Below are 15,356 nucleotides of genomic sequence, written 5' to 3' on the forward strand. Positions count from 1 at the left end.
GTTTGCATCATGACTCATGACTTACAGCCTCCCTTTCTTTTATACGTGCTTCACGTAAACGTTTTTCGGTTTCTGCTACTTCAGAAGCTGGGATATGATAACCGTGGTCTACTTGGAAACTGCGGAAAATCATAGTGCCAAAGATACCTATTAAGCAAATAACAGCTGGAATAATTGTTTCAAAGACAAGGAAGAAGCCCCCGATTGTGAAGAAAATTCCCATCCAGAAACCAACTGGCGTATTATTTGGCATATGGATATCAGTGTAGTTGTGATTATCTAAGTAGTGTCTACCGTGTTCTTTCATATTTACAAATGTATCATAGTCATTCCAGTCTGGTGTAACAGCAAAGTTGTATTTAGGTGGCATCGCTGAAGCAGTTGACCACTCTAATGTACGTCCCAAACCGTACCAGTTATCACCAGTAGCTTCACGTGGTGATTTGAAGAAGCTATATACGATACTAGCAACTAAGAACATAAAGCCTAATGCCATCATGAGCGCACCGACAGTAGAGATTGCGTTTAACAACCACCAGCCGTCTTCTGGCATATAAGTGTATAAACGACGTGGCATACCATCTAATCCAAGGATGAATTGAGGTAAGAAACAAACGTTAAATCCAATCATAAATAACCAGAAACTCCATTTGTTTAATGTTTCGTTTAACTTAAATCCAGTCATCTTAGGCCACCAGAATATGAGCGCACCTAAACAAGCAAATACAACACCAGCTACTAACGTGTAGTGGAAGTGTGCTACTAAGAAGTACGTATTATGGTACTGATAGTCAGCTGCTGCCATTGCAAGCATGATACCAGTTACACCACCAAGTAAGAAGTTAGGGATGAATGCTAGTGCAAATAACATTGGCGATTCAAACGTAATTCTACCTTGATATAAAGTGAATAACCAGTTAAATAATTTAACACCGGTTGGGATACCAATCAGCATGGTTGTGATTGAGAAGAATGAGTTAATTAATGCACCATTACCCATTGTGAAGAAATGGTGAACCCAAACTAAGAAACTAAGGAATGCGATACCTGCTGTTGCCCATACCATACTTTGGTGACCGAACAGACGTTTACGAGCAAATGTTGGAATAATTTCTGAATAAATACCGAATGCAGGCAGGATAACGATATAAACTTCGGGGTGCCCCCATACCCAGAAGAAGTTAGCCCATAACATTGGCATACCGCCATTTGCGACTGTAAAGAATGCAGTATCGAAGATTCTATCTGTTGTGAACAGTGCTAATGCCACTGTTAGTACTGGGAAAGCCAAGATAACGATTAATGCTGTAATGAAAGTAGTAACCGTAAACATTGGCATTTCCATAAATTTCATTGTAGGTGTTTTACATCTAAGTATTGTTACAAAGAAGTTAATACCAGTCATTAGGGTACCTATACCAGAAATCTGTATTGCGATAAGGTAGTAGTTGACCCCAGGTCCTGGACTGAATTCTCCTGCGAGTGGTGCGTAGTTCGTCCAACCAGCTGCAGGTGAGCCTCCGATTATAAATGATAAGTTGAATAACAACATACCTGAGAAGAATAACCAGAAACTTACGTTATTTAATACAGGGAATGCAACGTCTCTTGCACCAATTTGTAAAGGTACAATAACATTCCATAAACCAAAAATGAAAGGCATTGCCATAAAGATAATCATTATTACGCCATGCGTACTAAAGACTTCATTATAATGGTTTCCTTCTAAAAATGTATTATCTGGAATTGCTAATTGTGTACGCATCATTAAGGCATCAATACCGCCACGCACGAACATTAATACAGCACAGATTAAATACATAGCGCCGATTTTTTTATGGTCAATAGATGTGAACCATTCTCTGTATAGATATTTCCACAATTTAAAGTAAGTAATTACTGCGATCACTGCGATGATAGCGAACGGTGCACCAATTTGTGCCATTGTAATCATCCAGTTACCTTGAACGAGCAATTGATCCCATGGGAAATTCATTAATGTCCACCTCCATGTTCATGGTCTTTTTTCTCAGACTCTGATGCTTGTTCGTCTTTAGCACCTTCTGAGATTTTTTCCATTTCGTCCATATTATGTGATTCTTCATCTTTAAACTCACTATTATATGGTTCATTATTGCCTAGAATCATAGCTTTCATACCATGACGTTCGTAGTTTGCGTTTGTGATTTGTGGCTTACGTGCAGGTTTATTAGGTTTATCTAATACGTCCTCTTTTATTTCTTTTGGTGTATTAAAGTTTGGATCTTTCTGTACGTAATTGAAACGATCATAAGCATAGAAAATATACTCAGGATCAGCTGCTGGATCAACAAACGCCATATGCGTACCACTGAAAGTTAAGTTTTTGTTTTCAGTAGTTGGTAAAAGTTGTTTATCAAAAGTATCTTGATCTAATTCCTTTTGACTTTGAGCATCTTTTACCCAATCCTTAAATTCACTTTGGCTAACTGAATTGACATCAAATGTTTGGCGAGCGAATCCTTCACCGTTGAAGTTTGAGTTACGTCCTCTGAACGTTCCTTCTTCGCTAGCAGTTAAAGTCCAATCCATTGTCATTCCAGTCATCGCATATTTTTGACCACCTAACTGTGGAATCCAGAAACTTGTCATCATATCCATTGATTGGAGTTTGAAGACAACAGGTCGATCTTTAGGTATGGTTAAGTGGTTAACAGTTTCAACTTTTTCTTCAGGATAGCTGAAGAACCACTTATAACCAGCGCTTGTTGCATAGACAACAAGGGGATCGTCTTGTTTTTCCGGCGTTTCTTCATACATGTAAAGTGATTTTACTGTAGGAATAGCTAAAGCGATAACAATGATTACCGGGATAACAAACCAAATTGTTTCAATTAAAGAATTGTGGTGCATCTTACCAGATTCGTCTGTTTTGTGTAATCTATATTTATATAGAAACAGAGCAAACATGATAAGCACGGCGGCAATAATAACAAGCATGAAGATGATTGAGTAAATAATCAAGAACTTCGAGTCACTTGCTACCGGCCCTTTTGGGTTTAAAACTTCTACATTGGAACAGCCACTAAGTACAATTAGTGAGCCAAAGAGTAGAAGCAAAGACTTAAATTTTGACACTTTTTTGACCTCCTAATACTACAATTGTAGGGCTTACCATCAATTTTAAGATATTACGCAATATTTACAAGTGTTTGTGTAAAAAAAAATATTGTAAAATTAAAAGAAACCCAACAAACTCAACGTCTGACGGGCTTTTAAAGATTTGTTAAAATTATGTGTACATTTTGTGAAAAGTGTCATATTTAAGGCAATAGGATAATTTCACACTATTTGTTTACTGATTAGCACTCAATATTGTAATCAGATATGTATGAATAGACTCGTTTATTTTACTTCGATATACCTTACAGATTTATTTATAGCGCCTTCTGAATCTTCTACTTTGTATTCAACTTTATATTTTCCTTTTTTATCTGTATTAATTTGACCATCTACTATGATTTTATGCGTTAAGTCACCATCTTCTTTATCATACGCACGTACACCATTTAATAGATTGTAGTTATTCCCTTTATCTATTACTATATCGTTCGTTCCTTTTAACTCAGGTATAGAATTTTCTGTAGCTTCTGCGCTAAGGTTAGGTGAAACGAGTGTGGCAGAGACACCTAATGCTGATAATGACTGTAGTAATTTGTTCATAACGTAAACCTCCGTATGAGCGTCATTTAATTTTACCTTAATTACACTATATTTTATTTTAGATGATAAAACATCGTACTATAGTCCTAATATAACGTAGAAGTGTAAATTCAGTTATAATTTTCAGAAAAAATTCAATTAAATGTAATAATTCGCATATAGTGATAGAAATTGGCAAACGTTCATATATGAATCTAATAAGAAGAAAATAATTATTCTGTTTATAAAACTGTGTTGTAATGTTAGTAAGTTTTCAGTAGATAGAAGTGAATTTATTATAAAAAGATATTTCAAGATGCGTTACTGTAAATTTATATAAAATTGCGCTGGCTATAATTATAAGCCATTTTGCTATATTCATTATCAATTAGTTAGAAGCCAATCATTTATTATATGTTAATTGACATTTTTTATTTGTAATACTTCTGTTATCTAAACATATAAGAATTTAAAATGATATGAAAGAAAACGCACTTTAGAGAATTAATGTTTTAAAAGTGTTATTTAGAAGTGACACTTTGTATATTATCTATTGTCTATATAATAAACGAGCCCAAGCATTATTTATGACCCGGGCCCATTTATTTTTATTCAAATAAAAAGCGTATTATTCGATACCTCTACGCATTTTTTCTGCAATAAGTGTATTATTTAATACCATTGTAATCGTCATAGGGCCAACACCACCTGGAACTGGTGTAATAGCACCTGCTATTTCTTTAACTTCATCGTATGCAATATCACCTTTTAATTTGCCATTTTCATCCGGTGTGTTTCCTACGTCGATAACAACTGCGCCTTCTTTTACATCATCTTTAGTTACAAGCCCTGGACGACCTACAGCACTAACGATAACATCAGCATTTTTTAAATGTTGATGCATGTCTTTAGTTCTTGAATGAAGAATCGTAACTGAAGCATTTTTTTGTAATAATAATTTCGATACTGGCTGACCAACAATGTGGCTACGGCCAATGACGACTGCATCTTTTCCTTCTAAATCAATATCAGCATGGTTTAGTAATTCCATAATACCTAGAGGGGTACAAGGAACGAAAGTCTGTTGGTCGATATAAAGTTTACCAATATTTTCAGGGTGGAACCCGTCAACATCCTTAGCTGGATTAATTGATTCTAAAACTTTTTGTTCACTTACTTGTTCTGGTAGTGGTACTTGAACTAAAATGCCACTTACACTGTCATCTTCATTTAAGCGTTTAAGTTCGCTTAAAACTTTTTCTTCTGAAGCAGATTCATCTAAATGTACAATTTCTGAAATCATACCGATCTTTTCTGCTGCTTTCTTTTTAGAATTCACATAACTTTGACTTGCGCCATCATTACCTACAAGAATAACTGATAATTTTGGTGTATAACCCTTCGCTTGTAAAGCTTCGACTTGGTCTTTTAGACCTTGTCTGTAATCCTTTGCGATTTGTTTCCCGTCTAAAACTTTTGCGACCATGAAAAAATCCTCCTCCAATGTATGAACTTTACTTAACTTTAACATAAATAACACCACGTTTTTCAACCAAAAGACGTAAATTTAATGTTTTTTTAACTTTAAAGTTCGATTTTTGATTGAAAAAGCGTTTTTTAGTTGTTATGCTATATCTGTAATATACATCTAATAGTCATAACATTTCAAATTTCTGAAAGGGTGTTCATTTTGAAAGTGGTAGTCATAATGGGTAGTTCTTCCGATTGGGAGACTATGAAAGAAAGTTGCCAAATGTTAGAACAACTAGAAATACCGTACGAAAAGAAAGTAGTTTCAGCACATCGTACGCCTCAATTAATGTATGAGTTTTCTAAAGGAGCCAGAGATAATGGTTACGACGTCATTATTGCTGGAGCAGGTGGTGCAGCACATTTACCAGGTATGGTTGCATCAATGACAACATTACCAGTCATAGGCGTGCCAATTGAATCTAAAAGTTTAAAAGGTTTGGATTCTCTCTTGTCTATTGTACAAATGCCAGGCGGTATTCCAGTTGCGACAACAGCTATAGGTAAAGCAGGAGCTAAAAATGCAGGTGTTTTAGCTGCCAGAATGCTCAGTATTGGTAATAAATATATCCAAAAGAATTTGGAAAATTACGAAAAATCACTGATTGAGAAAGTGAGTGAAATGCAACATGAACTTCAGTAAATTACCATTTGGATCAACGATTGGCATTATCGGTGGAGGACAATTAGGGAAAATGATGGCACAATCAGCACAGAAGATGGGTTATAAAGTCATTGTGCTAGATCCTGATGAAAATTGTCCGTGTCAATATGTAGCACATCAATTTATAAATGCCAACTATGATGACGAACAATCACTTGCGCAATTAGGTGAATTGTCTGACGTGATCACTTATGAATTTGAAAATATCTCGGCTAGTCAATTACAAACGCTAGTCTCTAAATATAATATTCCTCAAGGTTACCAAGCGATTCAATTATTACAAGATAGATTAGTTGAAAAACAAACGTTGCAAAATGCTCAAACGCAAATAGCGCCATTTATAAAGTTATCAGACCCAAATGATTTAACTCGTGCTATAGAAGAAATTGGTTTTCCATTTATCATAAAAACAAGATTTGGTGGTTATGATGGCAAAGGTCAAGAACTTATTACTAATGAATCAGATTTGAATAAAGCAAAAGTATTAGTTGAAAAGCAAGAATGTGTTGCTGAACAATTTTTAGATTTGCAAAAGGAAGTTTCGCTTACAGTAACAATTGGTAATAATAACCAAATTACTTATTTTCCTCTACAAGAGAATGAACATCAAAATCAAATATTATTTAAGACGATTGTTCCTGCACGTGTCGATGTCCAAAAAGAACAAGAGGCGCGAAATGAAGTTGAAAAAATAATTGAACATGTACACTTTATTGGGACATTTACGGTGGAATTTTTCATAGATTCAAACAATCATTTATTTGTAAACGAGATTGCACCACGACCGCATAATTCTGGACATTATTCCATAGAAGCGTGTGATTATTCGCAGTTTGATACACATATATTGGCGGTTACAGGTCAACGCCTACCAGAAAAGATTAATTTATTAAAACCTAGCGTAATGATGAACTTATTAGGTAGAGACTTAGATTTACTAGAAAATGAGTTTGGGGACCATCCTGAATGGCATGTACACATATATGGAAAAATAAACCGTAAGCCTGATAGAAAAATGGGACATCTCACGATGCTAACGAATGATGTAGATCAAACTGAACAGGCTTTGTTAAATCATTTTGAAGGGAGACATAAATAATGTCTTTATTATATGAAGGGAAAGCTAAACGAATCTTTTCAACAGAGCAACCTGGTGTACTTCGTGTCGAATATAAAGATGAAGTGACAGCAGGTAATGGTGCAAAAAAAGATTATATAGAAGGTAAAGGACGCTTGAATAATCAAATTACTTCTAGAATCTTCAATTTTATTAAAGCACGTGGTATAGAGAGTCATTTTATCGAGCAGACATCAGAAACGGAGCAACTTGTAAAATCAGTTGATATTATCCCTTTGGAAGTAGTAGTGAGAAATATCGCTGCAGGTTCTATCACTAAGCGTTTAGGGTTTGAAAAAGGACATGAATTTGAAAGCCCGCTTGTGGAATTCTTCTATAAGAATGACAACTTAAATGATCCTTTAATTACAGAAGATCATATCCAATTATTACATTTAGCAAGTGAAGAAGATATTGAATTATTAAAAAATGCAGCAAAAGCAATAAACGCTGTGTTAGTTCAATTAATGGATGAAATGGAATTGAGATTGGTCGATTTCAAAATAGAATTTGGTCGAAATAAAAGTGGTCAAATTATTTTAGCAGATGAAATTTCACCAGACACATGCCGTATTTGGGATAAATACAGTGATACTAACTTCGATAAAGATGTTTATCGTGAGGATACTGGCTCAATCATAGAAACTTATCAAACTTTTCTTAATAAATTGGAGGAACTTTAAAAATGAAGACAATTGAATTGCATATCACATTACAACCACAGGTTTTAGATACACAAGGACAAGCGTTAAATCGTGCAGTACATGATTTAGGCTACACACAAGTGAATGATATTCGTGTTGGTAAAGTACTATATATGACAGTAGATGAAGCGACAGATGCTGCGGTACATAACGTTGTTACTACTTTAAGTGAAAAACTATTTGCAAATACAGTAATTGAAGAATATAGCTATAAAGTATTGGAAGAAGGAGAGAAAGCATAATGAAATTTGCAGTGCTAAAATTTCCAGGTTCCAATTGTGATAGAGATATGTATAATGCAGCAGTAAAATCAGGAGTCCAAGCGGAGTATGTAGATTATAGGAATATATCGTTAGAGGGGTATGATGGTGTGCTTATTCCTGGAGGCTTTTCATTTGGTGACTACTTACGATCAGGTGCCATGGCAAGTGTTGCTCCTATTACTGAAGAAGTGAAACGTTTTGCAGAAGAAGGTAAACCAGTATTAGGTGTTTGCAATGGTTTCCAAATACTTACTGAAATTGGTTTACTCCCTGGCGCTTTATTGCACAATGATTCACATTTATTTGTAAGCCGAAATGAGTCTTTGAAAGTGGTTAATAACCAAACGCCATATACAAATTTATATAGTGAGAATGAGGTTGTTGTTTATCCAGTAGCACATGGCGAAGGACATTACTACTGCACATCTGAAATGTATGACAAATTAGAAGCGAATAATCAAATTATTTTAAAATATATGGATAATCCAAATGGTTCGTATAATGATATTGCAGGAATTGTAAATGAAAAAGGTAATGTTTGTGGTATGATGCCTCATCCTGAACGTGCAATTGAAACTATATTAGGAACAGACAGTGGCGTAAGATTATTTGAAGCAATGGTGAATAGTTGGAGGGAACAAAATGTCTAAGTTTATCGAACCGAGTGTTGAAGAAATTAAATTAGAAAAATTATACAAAGATATGGGCTTGTCAGAGGCAGAATACGACAAAGTTTGTGAAATTTTAGGACGTGAACCAAATTTTACTGAAATTGGTATTTTTTCTGTAATGTGGAGTGAACATTGTTCGTATAAACATTCTAAGCCGTTTTTAACTCAATTCCCAACATCAGGGGAACATGTATTAATGGGGCCTGGTGAAGGTGCTGGTGTCGTTGATATCGGGGATAATCAAGCGGTAGTTTTCAAAGTTGAATCTCATAACCATCCATCAGCTGTAGAACCGTATCAAGGTGCTGCCACTGGTGTTGGGGGTATTATCAGAGATATTGTTTCAATCGGCGCTAGACCAATTAATTTGTTAAATAGCTTACGTTTTGGCGAATTAACAGAAAAGCAAAATCGTCGCTTATTACGTGGTGTGGTAGCTGGCATTGGTGGTTATGGTAACTGTATTGGCATACCAACAACAGCTGGTGAAATAGAGTTTGACGACAGATATGATGGTAATCCATTGGTAAATGCTATGTGTGTAGGTATTATTGACCACGATAAAATTCAAAAAGGCACCGCTAAAGGTAACGGAAATTCAGTTATCTATGTTGGATTAAAAACAGGACGTGATGGTATTCACGGGGCAACTTTTGCATCTGAAGAATTAAGTGAAGATAGTGAAAGTAAGCGACCTTCAGTACAAATTGGTGATCCATTTGTTGGTAAAAAATTAATGGAAGCAACTTTAGAAGCGATAACTTTCGAAGAATTGGTAGGTATCCAAGACATGGGAGCAGCCGGTTTGACGTCATCTTCTTCAGAAATGGCAGCAAAAGGTGGTAGCGGTTTACATTTACAACTAGAGAAGGTGCCAACGAGAGAACAAGGTATTTCTCCGTATGAAATGATGTTATCAGAAACACAAGAACGCATGCTTTTAGTAGTAGAAAAAGGTACGGAAGACAAATTCTTAGACCTTTTTGATAAACATGAATTAGATAGCGCTGTAATTGGAGAGGTGACAGATACAGATCGTTTTGTACTTACATATGAAGGCGACGTTTTCGCTGATATACCTGTTCAACCTTTATCTGATGAAGCGCCTGTTTATGTCTTAGAAGGAGTAGCGCCACAATATAATGCTAGTAAGAATGATTACAGTCATATTGATGTAGAAGATGTATTTGAACGTTTATTACAACATCCAACGATTGCTTCAAAGCGATATTTATATGAACAATATGATCAACAAGTCGGTGCTAATACAATTGTGAAACCAGGATTACAATCATCTGTAGTTCGAGTAGAAGGCACTAATAAAGCAATCGCATCTACGATTGACGGTGAAGCGCGTTATGTGTTCAACAACCCTTATGAAGGGGGGAAAATGGTTGTTGCAGAAGCGTATCGCAATTTAATTTCTGTTGGTGCTACGCCTTTAGCTATGACTGATTGCCTAAATTACGGTTCGCCAGAGAAAAAGGAAATTTATCAACAATTAGCTGATTCTACAAAAGGTATGTCAGAAGCTTGTGAAATATTGAGTACGCCAGTAGTGTCTGGAAATGTTTCACTTTATAATGAAACAAAAGAAACGTCAATATTCCCAACACCAGTAGTTGGTATGGTTGGATTAATTGAAGACATTGATTATTTAACTGATTTCTCACCAAAAGCAGGCGACACACTTTATATCGTGGGTGATACAAATGATGATTTTGGTGGCAGTCAAATTGAGAAATTGCTATATAGTAAAGTGAATCATGAATTTGAAGCGATAGATTTATCAGGTGAGGTACATAAAGGTGAAGCAATTAAAACTGCAATTCGTAACGGTGTAGCTTCTCATGTTCAAACAGTTGGAAAAGGCGGATTATTAATGACGTTTGCTCGTTTAAGTGCGCATTATCAATTAGGGCTAGAAGTAGAACTAGCGCTTACGAATGAACAACTGTTCAGCGAAACGCAAGGACGTTATATTGTTTCCGTAAAAGAGAACCAATCATTAGATCTTGATTGCGCAATCAAGGTTGGGTCATTTACACAAGATGGAAAATTTGTAGTTTCTAACAAAAATACTAAAGTAACACGTGATGTTAATGAATTGAATGAACTATGGGAAGGAGCTATTCCTAAATGTATGACTACAACGGATTAAACGAAGAGTGTGGTGTTTTTGGCATCTGGAATCACCATGAAGCAGCACAACTGACTTATATGGGGCTACATAGTTTACAACATAGAGGTCAAGAGGGCGCAGGAATGGTGTGTTCAAATGGAGAGACACTTATTGGAGAAAGAGGACTTGGTCTTTTGACTGAGGCTATTTCAGACACACAATTAGAATCATTTAAATCCTATCAACATGCGATTGGCCATGTACGATATGCAACATCAGGTAATAAAGGTATAGAAAATATTCAACCATTTTTATATCATTTTTACGATATGAGCGTTGCAGTTTGTCATAACGGAAACTTAATTAACGCACAAAGTTTAAGAAGATCGCTTGAACATCAAGGTTCTATTTTCCATTCTTCATCAGATACAGAAGTAATTATGCATTTAATTCGTAGAAGTAAAGCGCCTACATTTGAAGCGGCATTACAAGAGAGTTTACGTAAAATCAAAGGTGGTTTTACATTTGCATTGTTAACAAAAGATGCTTTATATGGTGCTGTTGATCCAAATGCTATCAGACCATTAGTAGTAGGCAAGATGAAAACAGGCTCATATATCCTTGCAAGTGAGACATGCGCTATTGATGTTTTAGGTGCAGAGTTTGTGAGAGATATTCATGCTGGTGAATATGTTGTTATCGACGACGAAGGTATTCGCGTGGAATCATATACGAGACATACAAATACAGCAATATCAGCTATGGAATATATTTATTTTGCTAGACCAGATTCTACCATCGCAGGAAAAAATGTTCATGCAATCCGAAAACAATCAGGTAAGCAATTAGCTTTAGAAAGCCCAGTTGAAAATGCAGACATGGTTATTGGCGTCCCCAATTCCTCGCTTTCAGCAGCCTCAGGTTATGCTGAGCAGAGTGGTTTACCTTATGAAATGGGCTTAGTGAAAAATCAATATGTAGCACGCACGTTTATTCAACCGACACAAGAGTTACGCGAACAAGGCGTGAGAGTTAAATTATCAGCTGTAAAAGATATTGTGCAAGGCAAAAATATTGTACTGGTAGATGATTCAATTGTAAGAGGTACTACAAGTAAACGCATCGTTCAGATGCTTAAAGATTCTGGCGCAAATGAAGTGCATGTACGTATCGCTTCTCCTGAGTTTATGTTTCCAAGTTTTTATGGCATAGATGTCTCAACAACAGCTGAACTTATATCAGCGAACAAATCACCAGAAGAAATTAGTAATCACATTGGGTCTGACTCTTTAGCTTATTTAACAGTAGATGGCTTAATCGATTCTATCGGCCTTGAAGTAGACGCGCCATACAAGGGGCTATGTGTGGAAAGCTTTACTGGTGATTACCCTGCTGGTCTTTATGATTATGAAAAAGATTATCTTGAAAATTTAAGCGAACGCCAAAAAGAATATTTAGCAAATCATAAACAATACTTTGATAGAGAGGGTAATTTAAATGTCTAAAGCATACCAACAAGCAGGTGTTGATATTAACGCAGGATATGAAGCAGTTGAACGTATGTCAAGTCACGTTCAAAGAACAATGCGAAAAGAAGTATTAGGTGGATTGGGCGGTTTTGGTGCTACGTTTGATTTATCTCAATTAAATATGAAAGCGCCGTTACTCGTTTCAGGTACCGATGGCGTTGGTACTAAATTAAAGTTAGCAATTGATAATGACAAACACGATACGATTGGTATCGATGCAGTTGCGATGTGCGTTAACGATATTTTAACGACTGGTGCAGAACCTTTATATTTTTTAGATTATATTGCTACAAACAAAGTAATTCCAGAAGTGATAGAACAAATCGTCAAAGGGGTTAGCGACGGTTGTGAAGAAACGAATACAGCGCTTATCGGCGGTGAAACTGCAGAAATGGGAGAAATGTATCACGAAGGTGAATATGATTTAGCTGGCTTTGCAGTAGGTGCAGTTGAAAAAGAGGCTTATATAGATGGTTCTACGGTAAAACCAGGTCATGTAATTATTGGACTTGAATCGAGTGGGATACATTCAAATGGTTACAGTTTAGTTAGAAATATCATTAAAAAATCTGGTGTTAATTTACAAGATAAATTTGATGTAGATCGCACGTATTTAGATGTTTTTCTAGAGCCTACACGCTTGTATGTCAAACCTGTATTAACAGTAAAAAAACAAATACAAATACATGCCATGACACACATCACTGGTGGCGGATTTATTGAGAATATACCTAGAGCATTGCCAAACGGTGTAACTGCAATGATTGACGTAACGCAGTTCCCGACGCCGAAAATATTCGAATGGCTACAAAACCAGGGTGATATAACAAAAGAAGAAATGTATAACGTGTTTAATATGGGTATCGGTTTTACATTAATTGTAGATGCTCAGGATGAATCTAAAGTGTTGGATGCATTAAAAGCCGAACAGATAAATGCTTATAAAATCGGAGAAATAGTTAAAGGCGAAGAGCCAATTCGCTTAATGGGGGTATAAAAGTGACTAACATAGCCATTTTTGCTTCAGGATCAGGAAGTAATTTTGAAAGTATCATGTCGCAAGTTGTAGCAGGCAAATTACCTCAAATTGAAGTGACTGCTTTATATACAGATAGAGTGGATGCTTATTGTATAGAGCGTGCAAGAAAGTACAATTTAGATGTACATATTAACGAACTTAAAAATTTTGATTCTAAAGCAGATTATGAACGTAAAATAATAGAATGGTTAACTGCTGAAAAGGTAGAATGGATCGTTTTAGCGGGATATATGAAATTAATCGGCGCAAACATCTTAAACGCGTATCCAAAACGTATTATTAACATTCATCCTTCACTATTGCCCAAATATCGTGGCAAAGATGCGGTTGGGCAAGCTTTAAATAGTGGAGAAAGTATTACAGGTACGACAGTACATTATGTAGACAGTGGGATGGATACAGGAGAAATTATTGAACAACGTATATGTGATATTAAACCGGGCGACACAAAAGAGCAATTAGAAACAAGAATTAAAGCATTAGAACATACATTATATCCAGAAGTTATTTCGAAAATTATTCAATAAGAGGTGCCAATAAAAATGAAAAAGGCAATTTTAAGTGTATCTAATAAAACGGGCATTGTCGCATTTGCTCAATCATTACAACAATTAGGATATGAGTTATATTCAACTGGTGGTACAATGCGCACTTTAGTTGAAGCGAATATTACAGTCAAATCTATTTCTGAATTAACGCATTTCGATGAAATTATGGATGGTCGAGTAAAAACACTACACCCGGCTGTTCATGGTGGTATCTTAGCAGATCGTGATAAACCAGAACATTTAGAACAACTCAGAGAACAGCACATTGGTTTGATAGATATCGTTGTGGTTAACTTATATCCATTTAAAGAAACGGTTGCTAAACCAGATGTTACAGAAGAAGAGGCAATCGAAAATATAGATATTGGTGGTCCTACTATGTTGCGTGCGGCAGCTAAAAACTATAAACATGTAACTACTGTTGTACATCCAGCAGACTATAATGAAGTTATCGAAAAATTGAAAGTAAATCAATTAGATGAGTCTTATAGAAAATCATTAATGATTAAGGTGTTTGAACATACAAATCAATATGATACTGCAATAGTTGACTTCTTTAAAAATAATAAAGAAAGTTTAAGATATGGTGAAAACCCACAACAAAAAGCATCTTTTGTTCGCACGTCTGAAGCTAATCACACACTAGGTGGCGCTAAGCAATTACATGGCAAACAATTGAGTTACAATAATATCAAAGATGCTGATGCAGCGCTTTCACTTGTTAAGCAATTTGAAACGCCAGCAGCCGTAGCAGTTAAACATATGAATCCTTGCGGCGTAGGCGTTGGTGAAACAATATTTGAAGCATATCAATATGCTTTTGAAGCAGATAGCCAATCTATTTTTGGCGGTATTGTAGCTTTAAATAGAAGTGTTGATACTAAATTGGCAGAAACGTTACACAGCATATTCCTAGAAGTGATTATTGCACCTCATTTCACACAAGAAGCGTTAGAAATTTTAAGTAAGAAGAAAAATATAAGGCTATTAGAAATTAACATGACAATTGACAATAATGAAGAAGAGATTGTTTCTGTTTCTGGTGGTTATTTAGTACAAGATAAAGATAATGTCGTGGTTCATCGTAATGATTTGACTGTTGTTACTGAAGCCACTCCTACTGAGGCACAATGGGATGCGATGTTACTTGGATGGAAAGTCATCGCATCTGTTAAAAGTAATGCAATTATTTTATGTAACAATAAACAAACAGTTGGTATTGGCGCTGGTCAAATGAATCGTGTAGGTTCAGCTAAAATCGCTATTGAGCGTGCGATTGAGATAAATGACAAAGTCGTTATGGTATCAGATGGATTTTTCCCAATGGATGATACAGTTGAACTTGCAGCACAACATGGTATTAAAGCAATCATACAACCGGGCGGGTCTATTAAAGATCAAGATTCAATTGATATGGCAAATAAACATGGTATAGCAATGGTAACTACTGGCGTTAGGCATTTTAAACACTAAATACATTGGAGGCAA

Annotated in this window: 14 protein-coding genes; 10 read left to right on the top strand and 4 right to left on the bottom strand. The window is 35.7% G+C overall.

Annotated features, from left to right (window positions below):
• Positions 1 to 7: 7 nt before the first annotated feature.
• The 4 genes from qoxB to folD all read right to left on the bottom strand — a co-directional run bounded on the left by qoxB (position 8) and on the right by folD (position 5,167).
• Positions 8 to 1,996 carry a cytochrome aa3 quinol oxidase subunit I gene (gene qoxB / locus KA894_RS04145; protein ID WP_096810432.1) on the bottom strand — a complete coding sequence of 663 codons (1,989 nt, stop codon included), beginning with the start codon at positions 1,994 to 1,996 and terminating at the stop codon, positions 8 to 10.
• The gene (gene qoxA / locus KA894_RS04150; protein WP_096810431.1) at positions 1,996 to 3,117 is read right to left on the bottom strand and encodes a cytochrome aa3 quinol oxidase subunit II; all 1,122 of its coding nucleotides are present in this window, start codon (positions 3,115 to 3,117) and stop codon (positions 1,996 to 1,998) included. The genes qoxB and qoxA overlap by 1 nt, the downstream gene beginning before the upstream one ends.
• 267 nt (positions 3,118 to 3,384) lie before the next feature.
• Positions 3,385 to 3,702 (bottom strand): immunoglobulin-like domain-containing protein, encoded by a 318-nt coding sequence (locus tag KA894_RS04155; protein WP_119488085.1) that lies wholly within the window; start codon positions 3,700 to 3,702, stop codon positions 3,385 to 3,387.
• A 607-nt stretch (positions 3,703 to 4,309) separates the two neighbouring features.
• A complete protein-coding gene (folD, locus tag KA894_RS04160) occupies positions 4,310 to 5,167 on the bottom strand; it encodes a bifunctional methylenetetrahydrofolate dehydrogenase/methenyltetrahydrofolate cyclohydrolase FolD (protein ID WP_096810429.1) in 858 nt (285 codons plus the stop codon).
• A 204-nt stretch (positions 5,168 to 5,371) separates the two neighbouring features.
• On the opposite strand from folD, the gene purE reads away from it, so the two are divergent.
• Genes purE through purH form a run of 10 tightly spaced genes read left to right on the top strand, consistent with a single transcriptional unit; the run spans position 5,372 to position 15,341 of the window.
• Complete coding sequence (gene purE / locus KA894_RS04165; protein WP_119488084.1) at positions 5,372 to 5,854, top strand: 5-(carboxyamino)imidazole ribonucleotide mutase; 483 nt, start codon at positions 5,372 to 5,374, stop codon at positions 5,852 to 5,854.
• Positions 5,841 to 6,974, top strand: coding sequence for a 5-(carboxyamino)imidazole ribonucleotide synthase (gene purK, locus KA894_RS04170; RefSeq protein ID WP_119488083.1), 1,134 nt, complete (start codon positions 5,841 to 5,843; stop codon positions 6,972 to 6,974). Before purE ends, purK begins: the two co-directional genes overlap by 14 nt.
• Complete coding sequence (gene purC, locus KA894_RS04175; protein ID WP_096810426.1) at positions 6,974 to 7,675, top strand: phosphoribosylaminoimidazolesuccinocarboxamide synthase; 702 nt, start codon at positions 6,974 to 6,976, stop codon at positions 7,673 to 7,675. The genes purK and purC overlap by 1 nt, the downstream gene beginning before the upstream one ends.
• Positions 7,676 to 7,677: 2 nt before the next feature.
• Entirely contained in the window at positions 7,678 to 7,938 is a 261-nt protein-coding gene (purS, locus tag KA894_RS04180; protein ID WP_096810425.1) for a phosphoribosylformylglycinamidine synthase subunit PurS, read from the top strand.
• Positions 7,938 to 8,609 carry a phosphoribosylformylglycinamidine synthase I gene (gene purQ / locus KA894_RS04185; protein WP_096810424.1) on the top strand — a complete coding sequence of 224 codons (672 nt, stop codon included), beginning with the start codon at positions 7,938 to 7,940 and terminating at the stop codon, positions 8,607 to 8,609. Before purS ends, purQ begins: the two co-directional genes overlap by 1 nt.
• Positions 8,602 to 10,791 carry a phosphoribosylformylglycinamidine synthase subunit PurL gene (gene purL / locus KA894_RS04190; protein ID WP_119488082.1) on the top strand — a complete coding sequence of 730 codons (2,190 nt, stop codon included), beginning with the start codon at positions 8,602 to 8,604 and terminating at the stop codon, positions 10,789 to 10,791. The genes purQ and purL overlap by 8 nt, the downstream gene beginning before the upstream one ends.
• Positions 10,770 to 12,257, top strand: coding sequence for an amidophosphoribosyltransferase (purF, locus tag KA894_RS04195; RefSeq protein WP_096810422.1), 1,488 nt, complete (start codon positions 10,770 to 10,772; stop codon positions 12,255 to 12,257). Before purL ends, purF begins: the two co-directional genes overlap by 22 nt.
• Complete coding sequence (purM, locus tag KA894_RS04200) at positions 12,250 to 13,278, top strand: phosphoribosylformylglycinamidine cyclo-ligase (RefSeq protein WP_096810421.1); 1,029 nt, start codon at positions 12,250 to 12,252, stop codon at positions 13,276 to 13,278. The genes purF and purM overlap by 8 nt, the downstream gene beginning before the upstream one ends.
• A 2-nt stretch (positions 13,279 to 13,280) precedes the next feature.
• Positions 13,281 to 13,847, top strand: a complete 567-nt coding sequence (purN, locus tag KA894_RS04205; RefSeq protein ID WP_119488081.1) for a phosphoribosylglycinamide formyltransferase — start codon at positions 13,281 to 13,283, stop codon at positions 13,845 to 13,847.
• 15 nt (positions 13,848 to 13,862) lie between these two features.
• Positions 13,863 to 15,341 carry a bifunctional phosphoribosylaminoimidazolecarboxamide formyltransferase/IMP cyclohydrolase gene (gene purH, locus KA894_RS04210; RefSeq protein WP_119488080.1) on the top strand — a complete coding sequence of 493 codons (1,479 nt, stop codon included), beginning with the start codon at positions 13,863 to 13,865 and terminating at the stop codon, positions 15,339 to 15,341.
• The last annotated feature ends 15 nt before the right edge of the window (positions 15,342 to 15,356 follow it).

The sequence above is a fragment of the Staphylococcus sp. GDY8P131P genome (assembly GCF_017891975.1).
Taxonomy (GTDB): domain Bacteria; phylum Bacillota; class Bacilli; order Staphylococcales; family Staphylococcaceae; genus Staphylococcus; species Staphylococcus nepalensis.

What these genes read in the sequence shown, in the direction of transcription:
- qoxB (WP_096810432.1), bottom strand. Translation starts at nt 1,996, where the DNA reads ATGAATTTCCCATGGGATCAATTGCTCGTTCAAGGTAACTGGATGATT.
- KA894_RS04155 (WP_119488085.1), bottom strand. Translation starts at nt 3,702, where the DNA reads ATGAACAAATTACTACAGTCATTATCAGCATTAGGTGTCTCTGCCACA.
- folD (WP_096810429.1), bottom strand. Translation starts at nt 5,167, where the DNA reads ATGGTCGCAAAAGTTTTAGACGGGAAACAAATCGCAAAGGATTACAGA.
- purK (WP_119488083.1), top strand. Translation starts at nt 5,841, where the DNA reads ATGAACTTCAGTAAATTACCATTTGGATCAACGATTGGCATTATCGGT.
- purC (WP_096810426.1), top strand. Translation starts at nt 6,974, where the DNA reads ATGTCTTTATTATATGAAGGGAAAGCTAAACGAATCTTTTCAACAGAG.
- purS (WP_096810425.1), top strand. Translation starts at nt 7,678, where the DNA reads ATGAAGACAATTGAATTGCATATCACATTACAACCACAGGTTTTAGAT.
- purQ (WP_096810424.1), top strand. Translation starts at nt 7,938, where the DNA reads ATGAAATTTGCAGTGCTAAAATTTCCAGGTTCCAATTGTGATAGAGAT.
- purL (WP_119488082.1), top strand. Translation starts at nt 8,602, where the DNA reads ATGTCTAAGTTTATCGAACCGAGTGTTGAAGAAATTAAATTAGAAAAA.
- purF (WP_096810422.1), top strand. Translation starts at nt 10,770, where the DNA reads ATGTATGACTACAACGGATTAAACGAAGAGTGTGGTGTTTTTGGCATC.
- purM (WP_096810421.1), top strand. Translation starts at nt 12,250, where the DNA reads ATGTCTAAAGCATACCAACAAGCAGGTGTTGATATTAACGCAGGATAT.
- purH (WP_119488080.1), top strand. Translation starts at nt 13,863, where the DNA reads ATGAAAAAGGCAATTTTAAGTGTATCTAATAAAACGGGCATTGTCGCA.